Genomic DNA, 26,842 nt, shown 5'->3' with positions numbered 1-26,842 from the left:
GAAGGGGTCACCGAGCGGGCCGCCGAGCGGGCCGCCGCGCGGGGCCGAACGGCACCGTGCGTACGCGGAGTTGCCCCGGGTGGTGTGGCGTTGGGGTGGTCGGGGGTCACTCCGTCGTGGGACGGCGGGGCGAAGGAGCGGCGGGCGGTGGGGCGGGCCGGGAAGATCCGGGTATGTCGCCGTTGCCGCCACCCGACGCCGTATCCGCCGCCGCTGACCTTCCCGGCCGACTCGCCGCGCGCCAGGGGCGGTTGACCCGCACCCTCACCACCCCGAAGATCGTCTTCATCGTCGTCGCCGCAGCGGCCCCGCTGGCCGCGATGGTCTTCACGGTGCCGCTCTCCTTCGCGCTGGGCGCCGGCCCCGGGGTCCCGGCGCTCCTGCTCCTCGCCGGGCTGACCCTGCTCTGCTTCTCCTGCGGGTACGCCGCGATCAGCCGCCACATCGGCCAAGGCGGCGGCTTCTACGGGTACATCGCGCGCGGCCTGGGCCGGCCGGTGGCGGTCGGCGCCGGGATGGTCGCGGTCGTGGCGTACAACGCGGTCGCGGTGTCGCTGCTGGGCGCGTTCGGGTACTTCGCCCAAGGCGTCGCCGCCGCCCACGGGTTGCACCTCGCGTGGGAGGTGTGGGCCGCACTGGGGCTCACGGCGGTCGGCGTACTCGGCTACCGCCACGTCGAGTTGAGCGCCCGCGCGCTGGCGGCGTGCATGGTCGGGGAGATCGCGATCCTGCTCGCGCTGGACGTCGCGGTGCTGGTCGAGCACGGCCCGGCGGCTCTGCCCGCCGTGTCGTTCGCCCCGCACCAGGTCCTGGTCCCGGGCGCCGGGGTCTCCGTGATGTTCGCCTTCGCGTCGTTCATCGGCTTCGAGTCCGCCGCGCTCTACGGCGAGGAGGCGCGCGACCCGGGCCGGAGCGTGCCGCGCGCGACGCTCGTCGCGGTGCTGCTGGTCACCTCGTTCTACGCGCTCACCAGCTGGGTCGCGGTGGGCGCGGTCGGGCCGGACCGGGTCCGTACCACTGCCGCCGCGCACCTCGGCGACCTCTTCTTCGTCCTCGGCGACCGCTACCTGGGTGGCGCCGCCTCCACTGCCATGCAACTCCTGCTCTGCACCAGCCTGTTCGCGAGCTGGCTGGCCCTGCACAACGCCGCCAACCGCTACCTGCTGGTGCTCGGGCGGGACCGGCTGCTGCCCGGCCGGCTCGACGCGGTGCACCCGCGGCACCACGCCCCGCACCGGGCGAGCGCCGTGCAGACCGCGCTGGCCGCCGTCGTGTCGACGGTGTTCGCCGTGGCCGGCCTCGACCCGTACCTGAACATGTCCACCACCCTGCTCGGCCTGGGCACCCTCGGGGTCATCGCGCTCCAGGCCCTCGCCTCGATCGCGGTGCTCGGCTACTACCGGCGCCGGCCCGGCCACTGGTGGCGCACCGGGCTCGCCCCCGCGCTGGGCGCCGCCGGGCTGCTCGCCGCCACGGTGCTGGTCGTATGCAACTTCCGCGTCCTGACCGGTACGTCGAACCCGCTCGTGACGTCCTTGCCCTGGCTGCTGGTCGTGGCGGGCGCGGGCGGCAGCGGCTACGCCCTGTGGCTGCGCGCGGCCCGCCCGGGCCGGTACGCGAGCCTCGCGGGACTCGCGGCGCTGCGGGCGCTCCCGGGTGGCAGGGGCGCCGCCGCCCTGCCGGCGCAGCGGCGCCGCGGGCCGTCCCGCCGGACCACCAACTGAGTGACGGAGGACGGACGTTGGGAGGCCAGAGCCCGACCGGACCCGGACGCCGCCGCGCACCGGACGCATCGGACCGCCGCGCGCCGTACCGGCGGGCACGCCACGAGCACGGCCCGGGCCCCGGCAGGCCGTGTCGCCGCCGCAACGCCCGGCACCGCCCCAGGCCGAACCCGTCGCGGTCCACCCGGAGCCCTACGTGGCGGCCGACCATGGAACAGCTCGACCTTTCGGCCGGACCCGTCGCGTACGAGGACACCGGCGGGGACGGCCCTGTCGTGGTGCTGGTGCACGGGCTGCTGATGGACGGTTCGCTCTGGGACGACGTCGTGGCCGACCTGCGGGCGGACCACCGCTGCGTGGTGCCGACGCTGCCGCTGGGCGCGCACACGCTGCCGATGCGGGAGGACGCCGACCTGTCGCCGCGGGGCCTCGCGCGGCTGCTCGGCGAGTTCCTGGAACGGCTGGAACTCGACGACGTCACCCTCGTCGGCAACGACACCGGCGGCGCGCTGGTCCAGCTCCTGCTCGCCGCGGGCGCGCCGCAGGTGGGCCGGGTGGTGCTCGCCTCCTGCGACGCGTTCGACAACTTCCCGCCCGGCCTCACCGGCCGGACCGTCGTCGCCACCGGCAAGCTCCCGCCCGCCCTCTTCGGCCTGTTCATGCAGCAGATGCGGATCAAGCCGCTGCGCCGGCTGCCGGTCTCGTTCGGCCGGCTGACCAAGCGCGGTGACGCCGCCACCGCCCGCTGGATCAAGTCGCTGCTCGCCCGGCCCGCCATCCGGCGCGACACCGTACGGATACTGCGCGGCATCTCCGCGCACCGCGGCGCGCTCACCGAGGCCGCGGCCGAACTGGCCGGCTACGACCGGCCCGCCCTGGTGGTCTGGGCCGAGCAGGACAAGGTCATGCCGCCGGAGCACGGCCGCCGCCTGGCCGAACTCCTGCCCCACGCCACCCTCGTGACCATCCCGGACAGCTACACCCTCCTCCCGCTCGACCAGCCCGCCGCCCTGGCCCGCACCCTCCGCGAGTGGACCCCGACCTGACCCGCACCCCCGCCCCCACCCCGCGCACGGCCGTCCTCACTGCCCCTCGGCGTCCAGCAGCGCGTCCCCGCTCGGGGTGAACTCGCTGCCGCCGTCCGAGCGGAAGAAGGAATCGCCCGGCTCGCCGATCCTGGCCGCGAGCAGCACCGGGCCCGAGCGGCCGGGCGCGTGCCCGAGGTGGAAGGAGACGAGCGGGCCGCGCCCGTCCGCGCCGACGTAGCCGAGGGTCTTCGGCCGCCGCGGGTCCGGGTCCCCGAAGGTCACCGAGGGCGGCCCGTACGCCGCGACCACGTCCGCCCCGTCCCGGTCGGCCCGCGCCCACTCCAGGACGCCCTCGACCAGCGCGGCGTGCCCGGCGGCCGGCAGCGTACGGTCCGGCCGCAGCCAGCCGAGGCGGTGCGCGTCCTCGGCGTACTGCGCGGCGGCCACGTGCACCTCGGGGTCCGTCAGGCAGTGGCGCAGCAGGGCCGCGTCGCTCAGCCGCGCGTTCGTGTCGGCCAGCCACACGGTGCCGGCCGCGGCCCCGGCGTCCGCGGCGTCTCCGGCGTCCCCGGCGTCCGCGGCGAGCCGGTCGAGCAGGGAACGTACGGCGGGCAGGCCACCGAGGTCCGCGGGACGGCGCAGCGCGCGGTTGAGCCGTTCCACCAGCAACTCGCGCGCGTACGCGGCCGGGTCGGCGCCGGGCGTGGCGCCGGGCGTGGCACCGGACGGGTGCGCGGCGGTCGCGCGCGTCGCGAGGGTCATCGCGACATGATGCCGCTCGGCCGGGCGGAACCGTCAGCGCTTGTGGACAGTGGACAGGTGAGGGAAGCGCTCGCTCACAAGTCCAGGATCGTGGCCACCAGTTCGCGGCGGCTGCGGACACCGGTCTTCGCGAAGACGCTCTTCAGGTGGTCCTGCACGGTGGCCGCGGTGATGTGCAGTTCCGCGGCGATGGCCCGGGACGGCAGGCCGGCGACGACCCGCGCCAGGACGTCCCGCTCGCGCGGGGTGAGCCCGTACGCGAGCAGCAGCACCTCGGCCACGTCGGCGGCCGGTGCCGGGTGCATCGTGACGGCGAGGGCCGCCGGGTGCGGGCCGCCGCTCAGCGGCGAGGCGTGGACCGACAGCCACCGGCCCGAACCACCGCGGAGCCGCCCGTGCGCCGGCAGCGTCGTGCGCTTCCCCAGCGCGGCGACCTCCAGGACCGCGACGGGCAGCTCAGTGCCCGACGAGACCAGCTCGTCGCGCCAGAGTTTCGCGGCCGGATTCTCCGAGAGCAGCCGCAGGTCCTGGTCGAGCAGGAACACGCCCGCCTCGGCCGGGCCCGGAGCGGGGTCGCCGCCCGGTGCCCGGTGAACGGTCCGGCGCAGGGCCGTGGCCACCGGAGCGGACAGCCGCCGCAGCACGTCGACGTCGGCCGGGGTGAAGTCGGGCCGCCCACCGCCGCGGAACAGGGCGATGGCGCCCCAGCACCGGCGGTCGCTCACGAAGCTCGCCCGCAGCTCGTGCCGCGCGTCGATCATCGGCAGCACGGACCGGTACCGGTGGCTGGACTCCGGGTCGCCGCCGGTGGCCGCGCCGAGCGTGCCCGCGGGCACCTTGGAGCGGGCGAGCACCGAGAACTTCAGGACGTCGTCCACCAGGTACTCGTTGCGCACGGCCGCCGCGGCCGCGGCCGACGTGAGGCCGACGCTCACGTCGTCGGTGATCAGCATCGTCGTCGGGTCGATCGTGCCGAAACAGTAGGAGTCGGCCGGGACGAGCCGCGTCAGCCGGTCGGCGATCCGGCGTCGCAGCTCCCGGGAGCCGAGGTCGAGACGGCAGATCGCCTCGATGTCACGCACGGCCTCGCGCCGGGCCACCGGGGAACTCACCGGCCGAACGGTATCCCAGAAGTGGGGGAGGGCCGTGCGGCGCCCCCGCTGCCTACCCTTGAGCCGGAAATCCCGAGGCACAGGAGGTATCGAGGCATGTCCCCGACCATGCTCACCGTCGGACTGGACCCCGCGCTGGTGGACGACGCGCCCTCGTCACGGGCGGCGTTCCCCGAGATCGACGCCGAAACGGTCCGGGCCGGTGTGGCCGCCGGCCGGGCCCGGCTGGAGGAGCTCGGCTTCACCGTCGACCTCTGCCTGCTGGACTACGGTCGCACGGCCGAGGCGGTGTACCGCGCCGCGCTGGCCGCGAAGGACTACGACCTCGTGATGATCGGCGCCGGTGTCCGGCTGGACCCGGCGCTCACCCCGCTGCTGGAGGTGCTGGTCAACACCACCCACGAGCTGGCACCCGGTGCGAAGCTCTGTTTCAACGTGAGCCCGTTCACCACCGTCGAGGCTGTCGAGCGGTGGTGGCCCGAACGCAAGCCGCTGCTCTGAGCGTTGCCCCGCGACGATGTCCGGCGGACGTGTACGGCGACGCTCGCGCCGGTCCTGAGCGGGTTCGCGGACCGCGGCGGGCCACGGCGGACCGCGGCGGGCCGGCGGGCCACCCGGCACCGGTGGCCGGAGACGCGGCGGGGGTCAACGGCCGCCGCTGGGCGAGCAGGTGGCGTGGCGGCGGGCGGCCTTGAGGACGGCGAGGCTGTCGGTGGGGGACATGGCGCGGCTCTCCGCGGTGTCGAGGAGGCCGGGGTAGGGGCCGGGGGAGGGTGCGGTGCGGTAGTGGACGCCGGAGAAGTCGTCGTACTCCTCGGCGAAGAGGTGGTGGCGGCCGCCGGCGCGGGCGAGTTCGGTGATCATGGCGGCGCCGGTGGGCTGGGCGTGCATCCCGATCACCCGGACGGTGAGGGCGCCGCCGGCCACGAGGCCGAGCACGTGGTCGAGTTGGGCGGCGGTCACGGCCGGGTCGAGGTCGACGTTCCACAGGTGGCACAGGACCATCTCGTCCAGGAGCGCGGTGATCGGCACCCCCTCGGGCACCCGGGCCGGTGGCGTGAACCGGCCGGGCGGCATCCGGTGGGCGGTGCACAGCGCGTGGGCGTAGCCGGCCGTCCACAGCACGCGCGGGAAGACCGTCAGGGCGTAGGTGCGGACCCGGCCGGCCCGGCCGACGCAGGCCGCGAGCCGCTGCGGCCAGCCGGCGCCGCTGTCGTGCAGCGCCGCCGGGTCGGGCGCGTGGAGGAGCCGCGCGGTCGCGTCGCGGGTTTCGGGGTCGGTCATGCCGTAGCGCGCGAGCAGCGCGTGGCGGGCGTCCGGGCCGATGCCGTGGCCGCCGAGCGCGCCTTCCAGGCGGGTGATCGCCCGGGTGCCTGCGCCGATGGACCGGGCCGCGTCGGCCCGGCCGCGTACCGGGTTCGCGCCGGACGCGGAGCCGCGGCGCAGCGACTGGAGGGCCAGCCCGAACACGACCGCGCCGACCGGGGGTTGGGCGGGAGCGGGGCGGCCGGGCGGCAGGGGCGACGGCTCGGGCCGGGGGCGTGTGGTGTGCGGGCCGAACCGGTCGTACGCGTCGCGCGGGCCGTACGGGTCGGGTGCGGCGGGGCGGGCGTGCGCGTCGCACCCTCCTTCGGCTAAGGCGCGCAGGGACCGCGGGCCGGGGACGCGCGCCGGGCGCGGGTCCGTCATGACGGGCCGTCCCCCTCGGCGCCCGGCGCACCCGCACCGAGAATGCCCACCAACTGCTTCGCGAGTGCGGCGAGTTCGGGTCCGGCCGGGTCGAGTTCCGCGTCCGCCGCGGCTATCACCACCAGCACGCTGTCCGAGCCCGCCTCGGCGAGCACGATCCGCCCGTCGTGCATGTCGACCACCAGCGTCCGGATGCCCCCGCCCTCGGCCCGCTCCGCGGCCCGCCGCGCGACGCCCATCATGGTGGCGCCCAACGCCGCCCAGTGCTCGACGCGTTCGTCGTCCAGTTCGTACCCGCACAGCGGCAGCCCGTCCGCCGCGACCACCAGGGCGCCGCGCACCCCCGCGACCGGTGCGAGGTACTCCTCGACGGTCTTCTGCACTTCGGGGTGGACGGTGGGGATCATGGTGTCTCCGGATCGCTGGGGGAGTCGTGCCCCGCCGTCGCCGCACCTCCTGCGGCCGCACCGCCCCGGCCGCGGACGCCGGTCCCGATACACGAGTCGTGCGGACGCCGCATGCCGCGCGGGTCGTACGAGCCGCCGCGCGAGGCGAGCTGAGTGGGCGTCACAGCAGGTGTCACGGCTTCACTATGCGCGGGCATCCGATCACTACGCAAGGGGCAATGTGCATGATGCAGGGTGCCTGATGCCCGAACGCGTGGCAGACTGCCACCACGGTCGGCGCACGTGCGAAGAGGAAGGCGCATCGGCGTGAGTGAACGGCGTGCTGCTCCCACGGTGTTGCAGATCTCGCTCGGCCGGCGGCTGCGGGACCTGCGCGAGTCGGCCGGGTTGTCCGCGGCGCAGGCAGGTGAGCGCATCCGCGTGGCGCAGTCCACCGTCACCCGGCTCGAAGGCGCCAGGACCTCGCTCAACTACGCCACCGTCAAAGCCCTGTTGGAGCTGTACGGCGTCACCGGGCCCGAGGCCGCGGACTTCCTGACCCTGGTCGACAAGGCCAACGAGTCGGGCTGGTGGCAGAGTTACCGCGACGTGCTGCCGGGCAGGTTCGGGGTGTACGTCAGCCTGGAGAGCGCCGCCTCCCAGATCCGCAGCTACGAACCCCAGGTGGTGCCCGGGCTGCTCCAGACCCCGGCCTACTGCGAGGCGGTCATCCGGCTCGGCTTCCCCCGGGATTCCGACGACGAGGTGCGCCGCAGGGTCGCGCTGCGGCTCCAGCGGCAGAACGTGCTGACCCGCGCCGACAGCCCGCCGTTCCTGTGGGCGGTGATCGACGAGACCGCGATCCGGCGGCCGGCCGGCGACCGCGCGGTGATGGCCGAGCAGATCGAGCGGCTGATGGAGACCGCCGACCTGCCGAACGTGGCGCTCCAGCTGCATCCGTTCGAAGCCGGCCTGCACCGGGGCGCGTTCGGGCCGTTCACGCTCTTCCGCTTCCCGATCCCGGACTTCCCGGACATCGCGTGCGTCGACAGCCTCCTGGGCACCGCGTACCGGGACGAGAGCGCCGAAGTCGAGCTCTACCGGCAGACGTTCGAGCATCTGATGACCGGCGCGCTGGCGCGGCGACGCACCAAGGGCTTTCTGGACGGCCTGCGCAAGGAGTACCTGCGATGAACCCGCCGCCCGCGCTGTACGCCCCGCATGTTCCGCATGTTCCGCACGTTCCGCACGCCCCCGCCGCACTCGGCGCCGAGGGCTGGTCCCGCCCGTGGAGCGGCACCAACGGCGAAGCGTGCGTGGAGGTCAAGGTGCTCGTCGGCGGCCTGGTCGCGGTCCGGCAGTCGACCGACCCCGGCGGTCCCGCGCTGATCTTCCCCGCGGAGGCGATGGCGATGTTCGTGGCCGCCGCCAAGGACGGCCGGGCGGACTTCCTGGCCCGTCCCGACCTCCCCTGACCTGCCCCCGTCCGTACCGACACCCACCCGGGAGACAGCAGTGAACGATCCGGCGACCGGCGGCACCACCGTGGACGACGCCGAGAGCGTGCCGAGTTCGGCGCGTATGTACGACTACATCCTCGGTGGAAAGGACAACTACGCGATCGACCGGGAGCGGGTGGACGCGGCCGAGCGCGCCTACCCGGGCATCAAGGACGCGGCCCGGATCAACCGGATGCTGCTGCTGCGGATGGCCCGCTACTTCGGCGAGTCGACGGAGGTCGACCAGTTCATCGACGTGGGCACCGGCATCCCGACCGAGCCCAACTACCACCAGGTCATCCGTGCCGCCCGGCCCGAAGCCCGCATCCTGTGCACGGACTTCAGCAAGACGGTGCTGCGCTACACCGAGAACCTGTCCCAGCAGGACCCCGAGGGCCGGATCTCCTACGTGCACGCGGACGTCCGGGAACCGGAGAAGATCCTGGAGGCGGCCCGGGCCCACCTCGACCTGAGCCGTCCGGTCGCGATGACGATGGTCGCGCTGCTGCACTTCATCTCCGACGAGTTCGACCCGCACGGCATCGTGAAGACGCTCACCGACCAGCTGGTGCCCGGCAGTTACCTCGCCATCAGCCAGGTCACCGGCGACTTCGACGCGGAGGCCGGCGAAGGGGTGGCGAAGGTCTACCGGGCCGGCGGCACCCCGGCGCAGGTCCGCTCGCACGCGGAGGTGGCGCGGTTCTTCGACGGCTTCGAACTCGTCGAGCCCGGGCTGGTCGTCGCGCCCCGATGGCACCCGGAGCTCGCGGTGCCGATGCCCTGGCCCGAACCCGAAGGCGGCGACCGCACCCCGGTCTACGCGGCCATCGGCCGCAAGCCGTAGGGCGGGCAAGCCGTGAACCGCGAGGCGGCAAGCCGGCAGCGCTGAACCGTCAGTGCTGAACCGGCAACGCTGAACCGGCAGCGGTGAGCCGTACGTCCGGACAGCCCGCGGCCCGGACGGGGACTCCCCGTCCGGGCCGGGTCGTGCTCACGGCCCGAAGGCCGTCACCTCACTGGCCGAGCAGCGTGGACGAGAGGGTGGCGGCGTTGTACGAGCCCCAACCCGTCACGAAGTCCCAGCCCTTGGCGGCCGAGTAGGCGCCGTTGTTGCCACTGGTGATGTCGTGGAAGCCGGTGCCGGCCGCCGTGTACAGCGCCGGGTTGGCGAAGCCGAGCTTGGCCTTGCCGGCCGCGGTGGCCTGCTGGTTGTAGAGGGCGGCGAAGGCGGCCCACTCGGGCGCCGCGGCGCTGGTGCCGCCGACCTGGCCCCAACTGCCCTGCGAGTAGATGGACACACCCGGGCTCGGGTTGGCCAGCGCCGAGACGTCCGGCACCTGGCGCTTGCCGCCGCCCGCGCTCTGCTGGACCGAGGTCTGCCAGCTCGGGATGGCGAACTTGGTGGACACGCCACCGCCGCCGCCGGACCAGGCGGTCTCCTTGCTCCAGGCGTTCCCGGAGGTGACCGTCAGCGTGGTGCCGCCGACGCCCGTGACGTACGGGTCGCTCGCCGGGTAGTCGACCGACTTGCCGCCGTTGCCGGCGTCGTCGGAGCCGTCGTCACCGGAGGCCGCGAAGAAGCCCAGGCCCTCGGCCGCACCCTGCTTGAAGACGGCGTCCACGGCGGTGATGTTGGCGCTGGTGCGCTCCGACTCGGCGGCGCCCCAGCTGATCGAGGTGACGGGGATGCCGCTGTCCACGATCGCCTGGTAGGTGTCGACCTCGCCCGCGTCGGAGTTGGGGCCCTCGAAGACCGTGATCTGCGCGGCCGGCGCGACCGCGTTCAGCACCTCGATGTCCAGCTCGACCTCGACCTGCCCGTCGCCGAGCGAGCCGGAGCCGCCGTCCACCTTGCTGACGGTGGGCGCGGTGGAGCTGAGGCCGTAGTTGCTGTCGTACTTGGTGATGTTGGACTGCTGGAAGCCGTCGAACTCCAGCAGCGCGACCTTCTGGCCGCTGCCGGTGGCGCCGGAGACGTTGTAGCCGCCCTTGATCTGCGCCGGGGTGTAGCCGCCGCCCGGGCCGTTGTGCGGGGTGACCTTCGCGTCCGTGTGGTGCAGCAGCGAACGGTTGTTGAGGCCGGAGACGCTGCCGACGATCGAGGCGATCGAGGAGGGCACCGACGGCGCGGCGGTGTTGGCGTAGAAGGTGCGGCCGGTGGCGCCGTCCTTGTAGTTCGCCAGCGTGGTGCCGAACGCCTTCTTCAGCTGCGTGGCGGTGCCGGTGGCGTCGATCAGCTGGTTGCCGGAGTGCACCTTGCCGACCTTGAGCCCCTGGGAGCGCAGGTAGTCGGTGACCTTCTTGACGTCGGCGTCGCTGCGGCCGAACTCGGCGGCGTACTGCGCCTTCGTCAGGTAGTGGCCGTAGGAGGAGGAGTGGGGGTCGCTGACGTTGGCGATGAAGGTGTCCAGCGCGCCCTCGTTCCGGGCCGTGAGGCTCACCGCGACGGATATCTGCTTTCCGGCCGCGACGTCACCGGTGCGGACGGCGTGCGAGGTGAGGCCCGGCACGACGTCGCCGGACAGGGAGGTACGGGCCGAGTCCGCGTGGGGGGCGGAGGCGTACGCGGCGGGGATGGCCGCGGCCAGCAACGCTGGAGTCGCGGCGGCGACCAGCAGTTTCAGACGGAGCGTCACGAAGGTCCTCCATGAGGGGATGGTGCCCGGATCGGGACGACCACCACGCTAGGGACGGTTGGGGCCGGACATAAGCGTGGGAACCCTTGCGACGACTGTTAACGATGTGTTTCCCGTGGCAGGTGTGGGGAGTTGGTGGGCCGTATGTGGGGGAATGGTGTGCGCGGAGGTCCGGCAGAGATCCAGGGGGAGGAGCGGCGAGCGGCGGGCGGGGGCTCGCCGGGGATACGGGGGTGGGGCGGCGGGCCCGGGCGCTCGCGGTCCGGGTACGTGCGCAGGGGGCGGGCCCGGGGTGCGGGTGCGGGTGACGGGCGCTCGCGGTCCGGGTACGTGCGCGGGCGGCGGGCCCGGGGTGCGGGTGGCGGTGCCGGGTGGCGCGGCCCCTACGCCGGCCGGAGCCCCGCGGACGCCATCACATGGGCCAGTTCCGTCCTGGACCGCACACCGAACTTCCGGTACAGCCGCGACAGCGTCCCCTCGACCGTCTTGACGCTGATGAACAGCTCCGCGGCCACCTCCCGGTTGGTGGCCCCGCCGCGGACGAGATCGGCGACCCGCGTCTCCGCCGGCGTCAGGTGCGCCGCGCTCGCCGTGCCGCGCACCACCGCGTCCACCCGGGCGAGTTCGTCCCGGGCCCGCGCGGCGAGCGGCGCCGCGCCGGTCCGCTCGGCCAGCTCCAGCGCCTCGGTGAGCGCGGCCCGCGCCGCCGTACGGTGCCGGGCCCGGCGCTCCACCGCACCGAGCGCGGTGAGCGTACGGACCAGCTCCACCGGCAGCTCCAGCGGGCGCAGCCGCTGCGCCGACGAGCGCAGGAGCACCGCGCCCTCCTTCGCCCTCCCGGCCGCCGCCTCCCGCAGCCCCTCGGTGCGCTCCAGCGCCGCCAGCACGCTGCCGGGCACGGGACCGGTGACCCGGGCGCGGGCCAGGCCGAGCACCGTGGCGGCCGCGTCCGTCTCGCCCGCGGTGACCAGCGCCTCGGCGAGGTCGGCGTGCCAGCACAGCAGCGGCGGGTCGGCGGCGCCCATCGCGGCACCGATCTCCAGCGCGCGGCGCAGCGACTCGACGGACTGGGCCGCGCGCCGCCGGTCGCCCGCGAAGAGCGCGGCCTGCCCCAGCGCCGCGAGCGCGCGCAGCAGGAAGAGCTGGTCGCCGTCGGCCTCCGAGGCGGCCACCGCCTCCACCGCGAGCCGGCACGCCTCGTCCGTGTCACCGCCGAACGTCCGCGCCAGGGCCGCCGCGTAGAGCGCGGGCGCGGAGGTCAGACCGGCGTCGGCGACCACGCGGGCGCAGTGCGCCGCGGTCCGCAGCGCCTCCCGGCACTCGCCGGCCCGCACCTGGACCCGGGTGAGCGCCACCAGCGACGCCACGTCCTGCTCGACGTCGGCCGCCGCGCCGGTGGCGCCCAGCAGCGCGAGCACCTGGGCCCGCGCGGACCCGACCCGGTCGGAGTCGAGGGTGAGGATCGCCCGCATCCGCTGGATGCCCCAACTGCGCGGCCCGTGGTCGGCCCGGGCCAGCGCCTGGTCCAACGCGGCCTCGGCGGCGGCCGGTTCACCGGCCAGCGAGCGCACCCGGGCGAGCGTGGACAGCGCGTCCACCTCCGTGCCGGTGTCCCCGACGGCAGCCGCGCGGCGGGCGGCGCGCAGCGCGTGCTCGGCCGCCTGCGCCAACTCCCCGCACAGCAGGCCGCGCAGCGCCGCCCAGTCGTACAACTTCGCTTCCAGCGCCTGGTCCCCGGCCGCCTCCCGCAGCCCGTCCGTGATCAGCGCGGCCTTGTCGCGCAGCGCCTGCCCGGCGTTGCGCAGCAGCACCAGCCGGGCCGCGACCCGGCCGGGCGCGGAGGTGGAGCAGTCCAGCACGCTCTGCGCGATCCGCTCGGACTCCTCGCGGTGGCCGGCGTCGCAGGCGAACCCGGCGGCGGCCAGCAGGCGCTGGTCGTGCAGCTCGGTGCGGTCGGCGGGGGTCCGGCCGGCGGCGAGCGCGGCCAGCTCCGCCGCGGTGGCGGCCTCACCGCGCTCCCGGGCCAGGTGCGCGGCGGCCATCACCGTACCGGCGGTCGCCTCGTCCTCCTGCGGGTGCGCCAGCGCCAGGTGCCGTGCCGCGTCGACGGGTTCGCCGACCGCGGCGGCCAGCAGCGCGTGCGCGCGGCGGCGGGCCGGTCCCGAGGCGTCCGCGCTCAGCGCGACGGGCAGCAGCGGATGGCTGAAACGCACCGCGCCCGACGCGTCGCAGGCCGCCACCCCGAGCCGCTCCGCGGCGTCCAGCGCGGCCGCGGTGGGCTCGGTGCCGGCCGCCGACCGCAGCAGGGTGAGGGTCGGCCGGGTGGCGGCCGCGGCCAGCAGCAGCACCTCCTGGACCGGCCCGGGCAGCGCGCGGACCCGGTCCAGCACGAGCGCGCGCAGCTCCGGCGGCACCGGCTGGTGGCCGTCGGGGAGTGAGGGCGTGCCGGCCCGCAGCGCGTCCCGGCCCAACGCCAGCGCGTACAGCGGGTTTCCGGCCGCCGCGTGCAGCACCGCGCGCAGCGCGGACGGCGGCAGGGTCACGCCGGAGGCGAGCAGCAGCAGCGCGATGTCGTCGTCCCCCAGTGCGGGCACGGTGACTTCGGCGCTGCCGGCCGGGCAGCAGCGGGCGCGGGCGGGCCGGCCGTCCTCGGCCACCCGCTCGGTCGCGGCCATCCGCACGTCGGTGCTCTCCAGCCGGCGCGCGACGAACGCCAGTACCTCCGCGCTCGGTTCGTCCAGCCACTGCAAGCCGTCCACCACCAGCACGACCGGTGCCCGCGCGGCCAGCAGCCGCAGCGCCTCCAGCACGGCCAGCCGCACCGCGAGCCCGCCGTACGGCCCGACCGGTCCGTGCCCGCGCAGCAGCGCGGTGCGCAGCGCGGTACGCGGCCCGGACGGCAGCGCCCGCACCACGTCCTCGGGCACCCGGGCGAAGAGGTCGATGACTCCCAGGTAGGGCAGCGGGGTGTCCGCGGCGGTGGGGGAGCAGCACAGCACCGTGGCGCCCTCGTCGGCGGCGCGCGCGGCGAGCGCGTCGAGCACCACGGACTTGCCGATCCCGGCCGGGCCGTGCAGCAGCAACCCGCCGCTGCGCGCGAGGTGTTCCCACCCCGCCTCCAGCAGCGCCTCGCGTCCGGTGGGGGCGGTGCGCGGGCGCCGCACGGCGCCGCCGCCCGTGCGCGCGGGCGCGGGCAGGGGTGCGTACGGCCGGTAGGCCGGTGCTGCGCCGGCGGCTTCGTGTGCCACGGTGCGGGCTGACCTCCTCGTCCGGGACCGCGCGGAACGGGCCACTCGGGCACGGTCTCGATTGATGTCCATGACAATCACTGCAAAGCCGCCTGTCAATGGCGCGAGGCGCTCCGGCCAGGCCGTTTTCACGTGATTGTGACCTCGCGCAAGCGGAGGAAACGGCCCCGGCACGTCCGATGCCGTCGCGGTGTGCGGGGCGGGGTGCGTCGTGGTGTCCGCCGGCCGCCCGCCGCCGCCCCGCGCCGCTGCCGCGCGGTCGGTGCGAACCCCGCCGACTCCCGTGCCACGGCGGCCGGTTACTCAAGTGATCACACTCAATCTTGCAAGTAAAAGTCGAGATTCAACGAAAACGGATCTGGATATTGCAGCGATGTGTCGGAGGGGTTACGGTCCCCCTGCGTCGCCACCCGAACCCCGGTGGTGCACCGGCGTTTCCCCCCTTTCCCCACCCCTCCTCCCAGCTCGTGCACTCCTCGGCCCGCACCCGGTCGCGCTCGGCGCCGCGGTGCCGGTCCGGCTGTTCGTGTCGAAAGGAGCAAGACGTGTTCAGACACCTGCGAAGTCTCAGACGTGCGGTCGCGGTCGGAGGCACCACCGCGGTGCTCGCCGCGGGCGGCGTGCTCGGCCTCGCGTTCCAGCCCGCGGTCGCGGCCACGGCGGCGGTCGCCACCGGCGGCAGCGGCGCGAACCTTCCCTACGTCGAGGTGCAAGCGGAGAACTCCGCCACCAACGGCACCGTGATCGGCCCGAGTTACGCGGCCGGCAACCTCGCCGACGAGGCGTCCTACCGCAAGGCGGTGACGCTGCAGGGCTCGGGCAAGTACGTCACGTTCACCACGCCGGTCGCCACGAACTCGATCGACTTCCGGTACAGCATCCCGGACACCGCGGGCGGCTCGGTGTACACGGCGCCGCTGTCGCTGTACGTCAACGGCACCAAGCAGCCGGACTTCACGCTGACGAACGCGTACTCCTGGTACTACGGCAGCTACCCGTTCACCAACTCGCCGGGCAGCAACCCGCATCACTTCTACGACGAGGCGCACCGGCTCTTCGACACGACGTATCCGGCCGGCACCACCTTCAAGTTCCAGGTCGACGCGGGCGACAGCGCGTCCTCCTACACCCTCGACTTCGCCGACTTCGAACAGGTCGGCGCCGCGCTCCCGCAGCCGGCCGGCTCGGTCTCGGTGACCAGCGAGGGCGCCGACTCCAGCGGCGCGGCCGACTCCACCGCCGCGTTCAACGCCGCGATCAGCGCGGCCGGGTCGGGCGGCACCGTGTGGATTCCGCCGGGCACGTACAACATCCCCGGCCACATCAGCGTCAACAACGTCACGGTCGCGGGCGCCGGCATGTGGTACTCCACCGTCACCGGCACCGCCCCCGGCTTCTACGGGACCTACGGCACCGGCGGCCCGGCGAGCACCAACGTCCACCTGCAGAACTTCGCGATCTTCGGCAACGTCCAGGAGCGCGACGACAACGCGCAGGTGAACGGGATCGGCGGCGCGATGAGCAACTCGTCCGTCTCCAACCTGTGGATCGACCACATGAAGGTCGGGGCCTGGATGGACGGCCCGATGGACAAGCTGACCTTCAGCGGGATGCGCATCCGCGACACCACCGCCGACGGCATCAACTTCCACGGCGGGGTGACCAATTCGACGGTCACCAACAGCGACATCCGCAACACCGGTGACGACGGCATCGCCACCTGGGCGGACTCCTCGCTCGGCGCCGACGCCAACGACACCATCTCCGACAACACCGTCTCGGTGCAGACCCTCGCCAACGGCATCGCGATCTACGGCGGCCACGACAACACCGTGACCGGCAACCTGGTCCAGGACACCGGCCTCGCGCAGGGCGGCGGCATCCAGGTCGGCCAGCGCTTCACCTCCACGCCGGTCGGCACCACCACCATCAGCAACAACACCATGATCCGCGACGGCAGCCTCGACCCGAACTGGCAGTTCGGCGTGGGCGCGCTGTGGTTCGACGGCAGCCAGGGCGCCATCACCGGCCCGATCAACGTCTCCAACGCCCTGATCGAGCAGAGCCCGTACGAGGCCGTGCAGTGGGTCGAGGGCACGGTCAGCGGGGTCAACCTCAGCAACGTCACCATCGCCGGCACCGGCACCTTCGCGCTGCAGGAACAGACCGGCGGCGCCGCGAAGTTCACCAACGTCACCGCCACCGGCGTGGGCGCCCCCTCGCCGGTCTACAGCTGCGAGGGCGGCAACTTCGCGGTCACCGACGGCGGCGGCAACTCCGGGATCGACGGCACCCCGGTCTGCGGGCCGTGGCCGACCCCGGTCTTCCCGCCGTACCCGCCGTCCGGCGTCACCGCCAGCCCCAGCGCGCTGTCCTTCGGTTCGGTCGCCACCGGCACCACCAGCGCCGCGCAGAGCGTGACCGTCTCCAACCCGACCAACGCGGCCGCGTCGGTCTCCTCGATCGCCGCCTCCGGTGACTTCGCGCAGACCAACACCTGCGGCAGCTCCATCGCGGCGAACGGGTCGTGCACGGTCAGCGTCAAGTTCAGCCCGACCGCGACCGGTGCGCGCACCGGTGCACTGACCGTCAACGCCGGCGGCGTCACCAACACCGTCACCCTGTCCGGCACCGGCACCGCACCCGGCCCGATCCTCAACACCAACCCGGGCGGCCTGTCCTTCGCCGGCACCGTGGTCGGCGCCACCACCGCCGCGCAGGCGGTCACCGTCACCAACTCCGGCACCACCTCCGCGACCGTCTCCGGCGTCGCGGTGACCGGTGACTTCGCCCAGACCAACAACTGCTCCACCATCGCGGTCGGCGCCTCCTGCACCGTCAACGTCACCTTCAAACCGACCACCGGCGGCGCCCGCAGCGGCACCCTCACCGTCACCAGCAACGCCAACAACAGCCCGACCACGGTCGGCCTGACCGGCAGCGGCATCGACAGCAGCACCGACATCGCGGCCGGCAAGCCCGCCACCGCGAGCAGCAGCAACAGCCTCTACCCGGCGACGAACATCACCGACCCGGACGCGTCGACGTACTGGGAGAGCTCCGGCGCGTTCCCGCAGTGGGCGCAGGTCGACCTCGGCGCGAGCTACAGCGTCGGCAAGGTCGTGCTCAAGCTCCCGCCGGCCACGGCGTGGTCCACCCGCACCCAGACCCTGTCGGTGCAGGGCTCCACGGACGGCTCCAGCTTCTCCACGCTGGCGGCCTCCGCCGACCGCACCTTCGACCCGTCCACCGGCAACACCGTCACCATCACCTTCAACGCCGCCGACGCGCGGTACGTCCGGGTGAACATCACCGCCAACTCCGGCTGGTCCCAGGCCCAGTTGTCGGACCTGGAGGTCTTCCCCAGCGGGAGCGGCGGCAGCACCCCGCCGTCCTCGGCGACCCTCGCGGCCAGCCCGTCGTCGCTGAGCTTCGGCAGCGTGGCACCAGGCATCAGCAGCGACCCGAAGACCGTCACCCTCACCAACAGCGGTTCCGTTGCCGCCTCGGTCTCCTCGATCGCCGCCTCCGGTGACTTCGCGCAGACCAACACCTGCGGCAGCTCGATCGCGGCAGGCGGCACCTGCACGGTGAGCGTCACCTTCAAGCCCACCGCGACCGGCGCCCGCACCGGCACTCTCACCGTCACCGGCAACGCGTCGAACAGCCCGACCACGGTCCCGCTGACCGGCACCGGCACCGGCACGGTGAGCGCCAACCTGGCCCTGCACGCGGCCACCAGCGAGTCCAGCCACACCGACGTCTACCCCTCGTCCAACGTGACGGACGGCAACCAGGACAGCTACTGGGAGAGCGCCAACAGCGCCTTCCCGCAGTGGGTCCAGGTGGACCTCGGCTCCGCGCAGAGCGCCAGCCGGGTCGTGCTCCAGCTCCCCGCGAGCTGGGGTGCCCGCAACGAGACGCTGGCGCTGTCCGCGAGCACCGACGGCTCCACCTTCACCACCCTGAAGGCGTCGGCGAGTTACAGCTTCAGCCCGACCTCGTCCAACACCGTCACCCTGTCGTTCCCCGCGACCAGCCAGCGCTACTTCCGGCTGAACGTCACGGCGAACACCGGCTGGCCGGCCGGGCAGCTCTCGGAGTTCCAGGTCTGGAACATCTGACCCGCGGCTCCACTGCTCTGAACGTTCCACGGCTCTGAACGCACCACGGCTCTGAACGCACCACGGCGTCACCGCACCACCGCACCACGGCTCCACCGCACTACGGCTCCACCGCTCTGAACGCTTCACCGCTCCACGGTGCCGCCGGACGCATCCCGTCCGGCGGCACCGCCATGCCCGGCCGCGGTCCGCTTCCGGCCGCTTCGCTACCCGAGCCCCCGCGCCTGCCTGAACCGGGCCAGCCCCTCGGCCAGTTCGACGATCGGCTCGGGATAGTCGCCGCACCCCGCGCGCTCCCGCGCCGGCAGCTTCCACGGCTCGTGCACCGCCGCACCCGCCACGCCGGCCAGCTCCGGCACCCAGCGGCGCACGTAACTGCCGTCCGGGTCGTACCGCTTCGCCTGGAGCAGCGGGTTGAGCACCCGGTTGGGGCGGGAGTCGGTGCCGGTGCCGGCCACCCACTGCCAGTTGAGCTGGTTGTTGGCGATGTCGCCGTCGACCAGCAGCTCCAGGAAGTGCCGGGCGCCCACCCGCCAGTCCAGGTAGAGGGTCTTGGTCAGGAAGCTCGCGGTCAGCAGCCGGCCCCGGTTGTGCATCCAGCCCTCCGTACGCAGCTGCCGCATCGCCGCGTCGACCACCGGGTAGCCGGTCCGGCCCTGCCGCCACGCCTCCGCGTCGGCCTCCGCCGAAGCCCCGGTACGCCAACGGTCGTGCCGGGTACGGTAGTCGGCCGCCGACACCGCCGGACGGGCGGCCAGCAACTGGTGGTTGAAGTCGCGCCAGCACACCTGCCGGGCGAACGCCTCCGCGCCCGGCCCGCCCTTCGCCAGCGCCCGCCGCACCGCCTCGACCGGCGAGAGCGTGCCGAAGTGCAGGTGCGGGGAGAGCCGCGACGTCGCGTCCCCCGGCATGTCGTCATGGCGCGCGTCGTACTCCCCGACACCGCGCCGCAGCCACGCGGCGAGCAGCCGCCGGGCCACGTCCTCACCGCCCGCGGCCAGTTCGGGTGACACCGCGCCGACCGCCGCGCGCGGCTCGATCGCGGCCGAGCGCACCGACTCCGGCACCCGCACGGCTCTCGGCGCGGGCAGCGGATCGCGCAGCCCCTCCTGCCGCCAGCGCCGGAAGTACGGGGTGAACACCGCGAAGTGGCCGGAGTTCTGCGGGGTGATCCGGCCCGGCGGCACCGCCGTGACCACCGCGTCGTGGACGTGCAGCCGCCGCCCCTCCGCGGTGAGGGAGCGCCGCAGCCGCTCCTCACGGCGCTGCGCGAACCCGCTGCACCCGGCGGCCACATGCACCTCGGCCGCGTCCGCCTCCCGCGCGACCGCGCACACCTCCGCGACCGTCTCCCCGGCCCGCAGCACCAGCCGCCCGCCGCGCTCGCGCAGCCCGGCGTCCAGCGCCCCCAGGCAGTCGGCGAGGAACGCCCGCCGGTTGGGCGCGGCGAACCCGGCGCCGTCCACCGCGGGATCGCGGACGAACAGCGGCACCACCTCCTCCGCGCCGGCCAGCGCGGCCCGCAGCGGCGGATGGTCGTGCACCCGCAGGTCGGAGGTGAACAGCACGACCGCACGCCGCGTCGTCGCCGAACGCGCCCCGGCCGTAGCGGAGTCGGCGGACTTGGCGGACGTCGCGGACTTGGCGGACCCGCTCATCGCGTGCGGCCGCCTTTCGTGAGCCGGCCCGACGCGCTCGCGGCGGAGGCGCGGCCCTCCGAGGCGTCCACACGGCTCGCCGCCCGCGCGATGTTGCGCGCCATCCCGCCGAACACGGCAGCGTGGAAAGGGGAGATGGACCACCAGTAGGCGTGCCCGAGCAGACCGCGGGGCTGGAAGACGGCGCGCTGGCGGTAGCGGGTGCGGCCGGAGCCGTCGGTGTCCGCGCGCATCTCCAGCCACGCCGGGCCGGGCAGCCGCATCTCGGCGCGCAACCGCAGCAGCCGGCCCCGTTCGATCTCCTCCACCCGCCAGAAGTCCAACGAGTCGCCGATCCGCAGCCGTTCCGCGTCGCGCCGGCCGCGCCGCAGCCCGACCCCGCCCACCAGCCGGTCCAGCCAGCCGCGCACCGCCCACGCCAACGGGAAGGAGTACCAGCCGTGTTCGCCGCCGATGCCCTCGATCACTCGCCACAGATCGGCCGGTGAGGCGTCGACCACCGCCTCCCGCTCGTCGGTGTAGAGGCTGCCGCCGGTCCAGTCGGGGTCGGTCGGCAGCGGGTCGCTCGGCGCGCCGGGCACCGACGCCGACGACCAGCGGGTGGTGACCTGCGCGTCCCGCACCCGTTGCAGCGCCAGCCGCAGCGCGGTGTCCACGTCGAGCGGACCGCCGGGCGGGTCGGGCACGTGGTCGGCGATGTCGTGCTCGTGGCAGACCACTTCGTGCCGCAGCGACTCGGCGAGCGGGCGCGCCACGCTCGCCGGGACCGGCGTGACCAGCCCGACCCAGTGGCTGGACAGCCGGGGCGTGAGCACCGGCACCGGCACGATCACCCGCCGCGGCAGCCCGGCCACCGTCGCGTACCGCCGCATCATGTCCCGGTACGTGACCACGCCGGTGCCGCCGATGTCGAACGCCCGGTTCACGTCGGACGGCATGGCGGCGCTGCCCACCAGGTAGCGCAGCACGTCGCGGACGGCGATCGGCTGAAGCCGGGTGCGTACCCAACTCGGCGTCACCATCGCCGGCAGCCGCTCGGTGAGGTAGCGCAGCATCTCGAACGACGCGGAGCCCGAGCCGATGATCACCGCGGCCCGCAGCACCGTGGTCGGCACGCCCGACGCCAGCAGGATCTCGCCGACCTCGGTGCGCGAGCGCAGGTGCGGGGAGAGCCGGCCGGTCGGCACGTCCCGCGGGGTGAGCCCGCCGAGGTAGACGATCCGCCGCACGCCCGCGGCCCTGGCCTGCTCGGCGAAGATCCGCGCCGCCCTGCGGTCGGTGTGCTCGAACTCGGCGCCGGTGCCGAGCGCGTGCACCAGGTAGTACGCCACCTCGACGTCCCGCAGCGCCGCGCCCACCGCCTCGCGGTCCAGCACGTCGCCGGCCGCGACCTCGACCCGGCCCACCCACGGGTGGTCGCGCAGTTTCTCCGGGGTGCGGGCCAGGCACCGCACCTCGTGTCCGGCGTCGAGGAGTTGCGGGACGAGCCGGCCGCCGATGTACCCGGTCGCCCCGGTCACCAGGCACCGGGGTCCGGGCTGAGCTGTCACGTGCCTCACCGTAGCGGACGGGACGTGCTGGAGCCGTCACCGTGCGTGTGCGTGGCGGGGTGGTCGGGGGGCGGGCGGGCGCGTGGATGACCGCGGGGCGGGTCCGGTGCCGGGTACGTCGCGGAAGGCGTCCGTGAACCGCGGGGCGCGCCGCGGTCCGTGCGGCATTCGGCCCGCTCCCGCCGCTCCGCCGGGTGACCTGACCGGTGTCGGCGGCCGGGCGGGCGGCGCCTGGTGCTTGGGTCGGCGGGTCGGGGTACGCGAACGCGGTCGGCGGTGAGGCGGTGGGTCATGGCGGGCGGGGCAGCCGGGGCGGAAGGGGCGGCGGGCACACCCGGCGGAACGGGCGGTGGCACGGGTGGCGGGCCGGGCACGGGCGGCGCGCCCGGGGCCGGTTCGGGCGGGAACGGCGTGGCGGCCGAGGCGGACGCGCTGCTGCGCAGCCGCGCCTACCTCGCCCTGCTGGGATTCGCGGTCCTGCTCGGCGTCCCGATCTCCGCGGCGGCGTTCGGCTTCCTCGCGCTGACCGCGAAGCTCGAACCGCTGATCTACCACGACCTGCCCCGCTCGCTCGGCTTCGACGGGACCCCGCCGTGGTGGCCGGTGCCGATGCTCGCGGTCGGCGGGGTGCTGACCGCGCTGTGCGTACGCTTCCTGCCCGGTGCAGGCGGCCACGAGCCGACCGACGGGTTCTCCGCGACCGGCACGTTCGGGCTGAGCGCGCTGCCCGGCGTCTTCCTCGCCGCCCTCGCCACCCTCTCCTTCGGCGCGGTGCTCGGCCCGGAGGCGCCGCTGCTCGCGCTGGGCGGCGGGCTGGCCGCCGGGTCGATCCGGCTGCTGCGGCCCGGCCTGCCCGAGCGGACGTACGCGGTGGTCGGCGCCACCGGCAGCTTCGCCGCGGTCAGTTCACTGCTCGGCTCGCCGCTGCTGGGCGCGTTCCTGCTGATGGAGGCGGCCGGGCTGGGCGGTCCGATGCTCGGCCCGGTGCTGGTGCCCGGCCTGCTCGCGTCCGGGATCGGCGCGCTCATCTTCGTCGGCATGGGCTCGTGGACGGGCCTCGGGACGTACTCCCTGAAGCTGCCGCACGTGCCGAAGGCGGCCGACCCCACCGCGGCCGAGTTCGGCTGGGCGCTGCTGATCGGGCTGGCCGCGGCACTGATCGCGGCCGGACTCCGGTGGCTCGCGAGGCGGCTGCGCCGGCACGTCGAGGGCCACCGGCTGCCGCTCACCGTGCTGCTCGGCCTGGTCGTCGCGGGCCTGGCCATCGCCTACGCGGAGGGCTCGGGCAAGCCCGCCACCGATGTGCTCTACTCCGGGCAGACCGCTATGGGTCCGCTGCTCAGCGACGCCGCCACGTTCTCGATCGGCACGCTCGCGCTGCTGGTCGTGTGCAAGGTCCTGGCGTACTCCGCGTCGTTGAGCGCCTTCCGCGGCGGCCCGATCTTCCCGGCCCTGTTCGTCGGCGCGGCCGGCGGCGTGCTCATGTCGCACCTGCCCGGCCTGCCGCTGGTCGCCGCCTTCGCCACCGGGATGGGGGCGATGAGCGTGGCCATGCTGCGGCTGCCGCTCACGTCGGTGCTGCTGGCCACCCTCCTGATCGGCAAGGACGGCCTGACCGTGATGCCGCTGGTGATCGTGGCGGTCGTGGTGTCGTACGTGGCCACGGCCGTGCTGTCCCGGCCCCCTGCCGGAGCCGCACCTGATCCCGGAGCCGCACCTGGTCCGGGCGCCGCACCTGGTCCGGGCGCCGCGCCCGGGCACGGAACCGCGCCCGCTTCCGGTTCCGTACCCGGGCACGGAACCGCGCCCGACACCGGGGCCGGCAGCGGCTGAACGCGGCGGAAGAGGTGAAACCCGCCGCCGTTCGGCTCGAATGCCGCGCAGCCATTTGCCTTGGAGAGCACTCCAGCTCCTAGCCTCGAAGCCATGACCACACCACAGCAGCCCATCGCATCCGGATTCGGCGCCGAGAGCACCGCGGCCGAGGTCCTGCGCGGAATCGACCTGACGGGGAAGCTCGCGGTCGTCACCGGCGGCTACTCCGGGCTCGGCCTGGAGACCACCCGCGCGCTGACCTCGGCCGGCGCGCACGTCGTCGTGCCGGCCCGCCGCCCCGACACCGCGCGGGAGGCGCTGGCCGGCGTCGACGGCGTCGAGCTGGAGGAGCTGGATCTGGCCGACCTCGGCAGCGTCGAGAAGTTCGCCGAGCGGTTCCTCGCCACCGGCCGCGACATCCACCTCGTCATCAACAGCGCCGCCGTCATGGCCTGCCCGGAGACCCGGGTCGGCCCGGGCTGGGAGGCGCAGTTCGCCACCAACCACCTCGGCCACTACGCCCTGGTCAACCGTTTGTGGCCGGCGATCGAGCGGGGCCGCGGCCGGGTCGTCGCGGTCTCCTCCGCCGGTCACCACTACTCCGCGATCCGCTGGGACGACCTCGGGTTCGAGCAGGGCGACTACGACAAGTGGGAGGCGTACGGCCAGGCCAAGACCGCCAACGTGCTGTTCGCCGTCCAGCTCGACGCCCTCGCCCGCGACCGCGGCGTGCGGGCCTTCGCGCTGCACCCCGGCGGTATCCTCACCCCGCTCCAACGCCACCTTCCCCAGCAGGAGATGGTGGACCGCGGCTGGATCGACGAGGACGGCAACCCGCTGAACCCGGAGGGTTTCAAGACACCCGAACAGGGCGCCGCCACCCAGGTCTTCGCCGCCACCTCACCCCAACTCGACGGCAAGGGCGGGGTCTACCTGGAGGACTGCGACATCGCGGACGTCGCGGTGCCCGACGGTCCCCGCACCGGCGTCAAGGAGTATGCCGTCGACCCCGAGCAGGCGGCCCGGCTGTGGACCCTGTCGGCCGAACTCACCGGCGTGAACGCCTTCGCCTGACAGACGCGTTGCACCTGACGGATGGTCAACTGCCGTCGCTGGTGGCCCGGTCGGGCCGCCGGACCGCCCCGCGACGTATCCGGGCGGTCCGGCGCCCGTGCCGCCGAGGACCTCCCGCCGGGCTATTCCCCGATGTCCTCGGCCCACAACTCCGGCCGTGTCGCGATGAAGTCCCGCATCAGGGTGACGCACGCGTCGTCGTCCAGCACCGTCACCCGCACGCCGTGCTCGGCGAGCCAGTCGTGGCCGCCGTGGAAGGTGCGCGCCTCGCCGATCAGCACGTGGCCGATGCCGAACTGCCGCACCAGGCCGGAGCAGTACCAGCACGGCGACAAGGTGGTGACCATGGTGGTGAGCCGGTACCCGCGCAGCCGCCCCGCCGCGCGGAACGCCGAGGTCTCGGCGTGCGCCGACGGATCGCCGTCCTGCACCCGGCGGTTGCGGCCGCGGCCGAGCAGGTCGCCGTCCGGGCCGAACAGGGCCGCGCCGATCGGGACCCCGCCCTCGGCCAGCCCCGCCCGCGCCTCCTGGAGGGCCACCGCGAGCATGGCCGCCGGGTCCGTTGCCGCCGTCCGTGTCATGGGCCCACTGTCCCGGCCCGGCCCGCCGCCCGCAACGCGACACGACCGGTGACCGCGCTACGGTCCGGGCTGGTTGAATGCTCCCGTGCCAGCCACCCGTACCAGTGTCGACGTGCTGACCGTGCTGTGCGGCCCCGACCGCCGCCACGGCAGCGAGGTCGCGGTCGTACGCGACGGGCGGCCGTATCCCGACCGCCGCTCGCGCCAGGAACTGGCCGCGCGGCTGGGCTGCCCGCACACCGTGTTCGTGGACGACCCGGAGCGCGGCGCCGTCGAGGTGCACCGGCCCGGCCGGCCCGCCGCGCCGGGCGCGGGGCCGGGCTCCGTACCGGGCCGCGAGTTGGCCCCGCACGCGCTGATCGGCGCGGCCTGGCTGCTCGACCTGGAGATCCTGGAGATCCCCTCGTTCGGCGACGTGTTCGCCCGGCACGACGGGGAGTTCGGCTGGGTCACCGCGCTGGCCGGCTGGGCGGCGCCGTGCGCCCTGCGGCAGTACGCCGCTCCGGCGCTGGTCGAGGCGCTGTCGGCCGGTGACGCCGAGGAGCGCCACTACGCCTGGGCGTGGTCCGACGAGGCGGCCGGACGGGTGGTCGGCGCCGAACACCACGGCACCGCGTCCCCCCGCCCGGGTCCCACCGGCGCCGGCGCCCTCCTCCTCGCCCACCACCTGCAACGGGCCCTGAACGTCAGCGAGGCGCCGGGCGCCCAGATCCTCTGCGCGCCCGGCGCCGACGGAACCATCGAGATCGGCGGCCGCGTACTCCTCGATCCGGCCCGGCACCTGCGGCTCGGGTAGGGGCGAACGGCCCGCGGGTCGGCCGGATCGCCCGCCGGTCAGCCGATGATCAGGTCAGCCGGTCGTCGGCCGGTAGGCGTAGATCGTGGTGGCGACCTCGCACACGCTCGGCGGCACGATCTCCACCCGCAGCAGCTTGGCGGACGGGTCGTAGTCGACGCCCTCGGCCTCGAAGGTGCCCGAGCAGATGCTGCTCTGCGGGATCTGGAAGAGCGTGCTGACCTGCCCGGTGACCGGGGTGCCGTCCAGCGCGTGCGGCAGGTCGACCTGGAGGACGTCCTTCGTGGCGTCGTCGGAGGCGCAGACCAGCCGGGTCGCGGAGACGAAGTCGCAGCCCTGGATGTCCGAGACGCTGCGGTCGAGGGTGATCTGCCCGGCCTGGGCGAGGGTGCCGCCGGTGCTCGGCGTGGACGGGTTGGTCAGCGGCGCGGGGAAGACCTGCAACCGGGTCTCGGTGTTCCACTCGCCCTCCACCAGCCACTGGGCGTCGGGGGAGACCGCGGCGAAGGAGTTGTTGAGCGCCTCGCCGGAGTCCAGCGGGTGGGTGTAGTCGTACGACTGGCCGCCCGGCGTGGTGACCTCGAAGAGCTTGGAGGTGGCGTCGTCGCCGCCCTGGTAGGCGTCGAAGACGTAGCCGTTCGCGATGTCCGGGTCGCCGACGTGGTTCCAGCCCTGGACCCGCAGCCGCAGCGGCACCGAGCCGAGGCCCCGGGTGAGCAGCGAGCCGTCCGCCCGGCTGGCGATGCCCTCGCCGCCGGTGAGCGAGTTCACCGTCGAACTGCCCGCCGCCACCCACCCGCCGGGCGAGTCGTCGGCGTGCGCGGTCGCGGAACCCAGCGCGGTGGCTGCGGCGGTGGCGATCAGCAGCGCGGTCGCGCGGCGGCGCAGTGCGGTTGCGGTCACAGGAACCCCCAAGGTGGTCGGAGCGCGGCTCGGCGGACCGACCCCGGCCACGTGCGCAGTCCTGTGGCGGGCTCGGGCAGCCATGACCCTAGCCCCACCGGTATCACCCGCACCAGCACGCGTCGGCCAACTCGCCCTGAACGTCCGAGGATTGGCGGGTGCATGGCGAGTGCGGGCTGGGGGCGGCGCGGCGGGCCGCGAGCCGGGTGGCGGCGGGGCGTCGGGGAGGGGTGGCGGGCCGGCGGGGCGTTGTCGGT

General features: G+C 74.5%; 20 protein-coding genes. 10 read left to right on the top strand and 10 right to left on the bottom strand.

The features are described from left to right. Positions 1-173: 173 nt before the first annotated feature. Together OG896_RS05325 and OG896_RS05320 are read left to right on the top strand one after the other, a co-directional pair. Complete coding sequence (locus OG896_RS05325; RefSeq protein WP_329362863.1) at positions 174-1,724, top strand: APC family permease; 1,551 nt, start codon at positions 174-176, stop codon at positions 1,722-1,724. Between the two features lie 209 nt (positions 1,725-1,933). Then, on the top strand, positions 1,934-2,770 hold the full coding sequence (locus OG896_RS05320; protein ID WP_329362861.1) for an alpha/beta fold hydrolase: 837 nt from the start codon (positions 1,934-1,936) through the stop codon (positions 2,768-2,770). A gap of 36 nt (positions 2,771-2,806) precedes the next feature. Here OG896_RS05320 and OG896_RS05315 read toward each other — a convergent pair whose 3' ends face one another. Then, complete coding sequence (locus OG896_RS05315) at positions 2,807-3,514, bottom strand: hypothetical protein (RefSeq protein WP_329362859.1); 708 nt, start codon at positions 3,512-3,514, stop codon at positions 2,807-2,809. 74 nt (positions 3,515-3,588) lie between these two features. After that, positions 3,589-4,626, bottom strand: coding sequence for a helix-turn-helix transcriptional regulator (locus tag OG896_RS05310; protein WP_329362857.1), 1,038 nt, complete (start codon positions 4,624-4,626; stop codon positions 3,589-3,591). Positions 4,627-4,722: 96 nt separating this feature from the next. On the opposite strand from OG896_RS05310, the gene OG896_RS05305 reads away from it, so the two are divergent. Beyond that, positions 4,723-5,127, top strand: coding sequence for a hypothetical protein (locus tag OG896_RS05305; RefSeq protein ID WP_329362855.1), 405 nt, complete (start codon positions 4,723-4,725; stop codon positions 5,125-5,127). 144 nt (positions 5,128-5,271) lie between these two features. Here OG896_RS05305 and OG896_RS05300 read toward each other — a convergent pair whose 3' ends face one another. Both OG896_RS05300 and OG896_RS05295 read right to left on the bottom strand, forming a co-directional pair. After that, a complete protein-coding gene (locus tag OG896_RS05300) occupies positions 5,272-6,315 on the bottom strand; it encodes a Scr1 family TA system antitoxin-like transcriptional regulator (protein ID WP_329362853.1) in 1,044 nt (347 codons plus the stop codon). Continuing rightward, on the bottom strand, positions 6,312-6,722 hold the full coding sequence (locus tag OG896_RS05295) for a roadblock/LC7 domain-containing protein (protein WP_329362851.1): 411 nt from the start codon (positions 6,720-6,722) through the stop codon (positions 6,312-6,314). Before OG896_RS05295 ends, OG896_RS05300 begins: the two co-directional genes overlap by 4 nt. Positions 6,723-7,028: 306 nt before the next feature. Here OG896_RS05295 and OG896_RS05290 point away from each other — a divergent pair, with 306 nt between their 5' ends. From OG896_RS05290 to OG896_RS05280, 3 genes are read left to right on the top strand one after another with little or no spacing between them, the layout of a single operon-like run. Continuing rightward, entirely contained in the window at positions 7,029-7,895 is an 867-nt protein-coding gene (locus OG896_RS05290) for a helix-turn-helix domain-containing protein (RefSeq protein ID WP_329362850.1), read from the top strand. Continuing rightward, complete coding sequence (locus OG896_RS05285; protein ID WP_329362849.1) at positions 7,892-8,176, top strand: DUF397 domain-containing protein; 285 nt, start codon at positions 7,892-7,894, stop codon at positions 8,174-8,176. The genes OG896_RS05290 and OG896_RS05285 overlap by 4 nt, the downstream gene beginning before the upstream one ends. A 40-nt stretch (positions 8,177-8,216) precedes the next feature. Then, positions 8,217-9,044: an SAM-dependent methyltransferase gene (locus tag OG896_RS05280; protein ID WP_329362848.1), complete on the top strand. Its 828-nt coding sequence runs from the start codon at positions 8,217-8,219 to the stop codon at positions 9,042-9,044. A 169-nt stretch (positions 9,045-9,213) separates the two neighbouring features. On the opposite strand, the gene OG896_RS05275 is transcribed toward OG896_RS05280, so the two are convergent. Continuing rightward, positions 9,214-10,836, bottom strand: a complete 1,623-nt coding sequence (locus OG896_RS05275) for a S53 family peptidase (protein WP_329362847.1) — start codon at positions 10,834-10,836, stop codon at positions 9,214-9,216. 383 nt (positions 10,837-11,219) lie between these two features. Next, positions 11,220-14,084 carry an AAA family ATPase gene (locus OG896_RS05270; RefSeq protein ID WP_329362845.1) on the bottom strand — a complete coding sequence of 955 codons (2,865 nt, stop codon included), beginning with the start codon at positions 14,082-14,084 and terminating at the stop codon, positions 11,220-11,222. Positions 14,085-14,629: 545 nt separating this feature from the next. Here OG896_RS05270 and OG896_RS05265 point away from each other — a divergent pair. Beyond that, positions 14,630-18,208, top strand: coding sequence for a choice-of-anchor D domain-containing protein (locus OG896_RS05265; protein WP_329362843.1), 3,579 nt, complete (start codon positions 14,630-14,632; stop codon positions 18,206-18,208). A 206-nt stretch (positions 18,209-18,414) separates the two neighbouring features. Here OG896_RS05265 and OG896_RS05260 read toward each other — a convergent pair whose 3' ends face one another. After that, the gene (locus tag OG896_RS05260; protein WP_329362840.1) at positions 18,415-19,866 is read right to left on the bottom strand and encodes a cryptochrome/photolyase family protein; all 1,452 of its coding nucleotides are present in this window, start codon (positions 19,864-19,866) and stop codon (positions 18,415-18,417) included. Next, positions 19,863-21,416: an SDR family oxidoreductase gene (locus OG896_RS05255; protein WP_329362838.1), complete on the bottom strand. Its 1,554-nt coding sequence runs from the start codon at positions 21,414-21,416 to the stop codon at positions 19,863-19,865. Before OG896_RS05255 ends, OG896_RS05260 begins: the two co-directional genes overlap by 4 nt. A gap of 291 nt (positions 21,417-21,707) precedes the next feature. On the opposite strand from OG896_RS05255, the gene OG896_RS05250 reads away from it, so the two are divergent. Both OG896_RS05250 and OG896_RS05245 read left to right on the top strand, forming a co-directional pair. Further along, positions 21,708-23,249, top strand: coding sequence for a chloride channel protein (locus OG896_RS05250; RefSeq protein ID WP_329362836.1), 1,542 nt, complete (start codon positions 21,708-21,710; stop codon positions 23,247-23,249). Positions 23,250-23,342: 93 nt separating this feature from the next. Next, positions 23,343-24,305, top strand: coding sequence for an SDR family NAD(P)-dependent oxidoreductase (locus OG896_RS05245; RefSeq protein WP_329362834.1), 963 nt, complete (start codon positions 23,343-23,345; stop codon positions 24,303-24,305). Positions 24,306-24,427: 122 nt separating this feature from the next. Here OG896_RS05245 and OG896_RS05240 read toward each other — a convergent pair whose 3' ends face one another. Next, positions 24,428-24,886 carry a nucleoside deaminase gene (locus tag OG896_RS05240; RefSeq protein ID WP_329362832.1) on the bottom strand — a complete coding sequence of 153 codons (459 nt, stop codon included), beginning with the start codon at positions 24,884-24,886 and terminating at the stop codon, positions 24,428-24,430. 85 nt (positions 24,887-24,971) lie between these two features. Here OG896_RS05240 and OG896_RS05235 point away from each other — a divergent pair, with 85 nt between their 5' ends. Then, positions 24,972-25,682 (top strand): PhzF family phenazine biosynthesis protein, encoded by a 711-nt coding sequence (locus OG896_RS05235; RefSeq protein ID WP_329362830.1) that lies wholly within the window; start codon positions 24,972-24,974, stop codon positions 25,680-25,682. Between the two features lie 54 nt (positions 25,683-25,736). Here the strand turns inward: OG896_RS05235 and OG896_RS05230 are convergent, their stop codons facing one another. Beyond that, positions 25,737-26,585 (bottom strand): hypothetical protein, encoded by an 849-nt coding sequence (locus OG896_RS05230; RefSeq protein ID WP_443056939.1) that lies wholly within the window; start codon positions 26,583-26,585, stop codon positions 25,737-25,739. Positions 26,586-26,842 lie beyond the last annotated feature (257 nt).

The sequence above is a fragment of the Streptomyces sp. NBC_00669 genome (assembly GCF_036226785.1).
In the GTDB taxonomy this organism is placed as follows: Bacteria; Actinomycetota; Actinomycetes; order Streptomycetales; family Streptomycetaceae; genus Actinacidiphila.
Note: the sequence above shows the minus strand (reverse complement) of the source record. Positions and strands in the feature narration are given on the sequence as shown.

Bases quoted from the DNA above. Each gene is read 5' to 3' on its own strand.
- OG896_RS05325 (WP_329362863.1), top strand. From the start codon at position 174: ATGTCGCCGTTGCCGCCACCCGACGCCGTATCCGCCGCCGCTGACCTT.
- OG896_RS05320 (WP_329362861.1), top strand. From the start codon at position 1,934: ATGGAACAGCTCGACCTTTCGGCCGGACCCGTCGCGTACGAGGACACC.
- OG896_RS05315 (WP_329362859.1), bottom strand. From the start codon at position 3,514: ATGACCCTCGCGACGCGCGCGACCGCCGCGCACCCGTCCGGTGCCACG.
- OG896_RS05305 (WP_329362855.1), top strand. From the start codon at position 4,723: ATGTCCCCGACCATGCTCACCGTCGGACTGGACCCCGCGCTGGTGGAC.
- OG896_RS05300 (WP_329362853.1), bottom strand. From the start codon at position 6,315: ATGACGGACCCGCGCCCGGCGCGCGTCCCCGGCCCGCGGTCCCTGCGC.
- OG896_RS05295 (WP_329362851.1), bottom strand. From the start codon at position 6,722: ATGATCCCCACCGTCCACCCCGAAGTGCAGAAGACCGTCGAGGAGTAC.
- OG896_RS05285 (WP_329362849.1), top strand. From the start codon at position 7,892: ATGAACCCGCCGCCCGCGCTGTACGCCCCGCATGTTCCGCATGTTCCG.
- OG896_RS05260 (WP_329362840.1), bottom strand. From the start codon at position 19,866: ATGAGCGGGTCCGCCAAGTCCGCGACGTCCGCCAAGTCCGCCGACTCC.
- OG896_RS05250 (WP_329362836.1), top strand. From the start codon at position 21,708: ATGGCGGGCGGGGCAGCCGGGGCGGAAGGGGCGGCGGGCACACCCGGC.
- OG896_RS05245 (WP_329362834.1), top strand. From the start codon at position 23,343: ATGACCACACCACAGCAGCCCATCGCATCCGGATTCGGCGCCGAGAGC.
- OG896_RS05240 (WP_329362832.1), bottom strand. From the start codon at position 24,886: ATGACACGGACGGCGGCAACGGACCCGGCGGCCATGCTCGCGGTGGCC.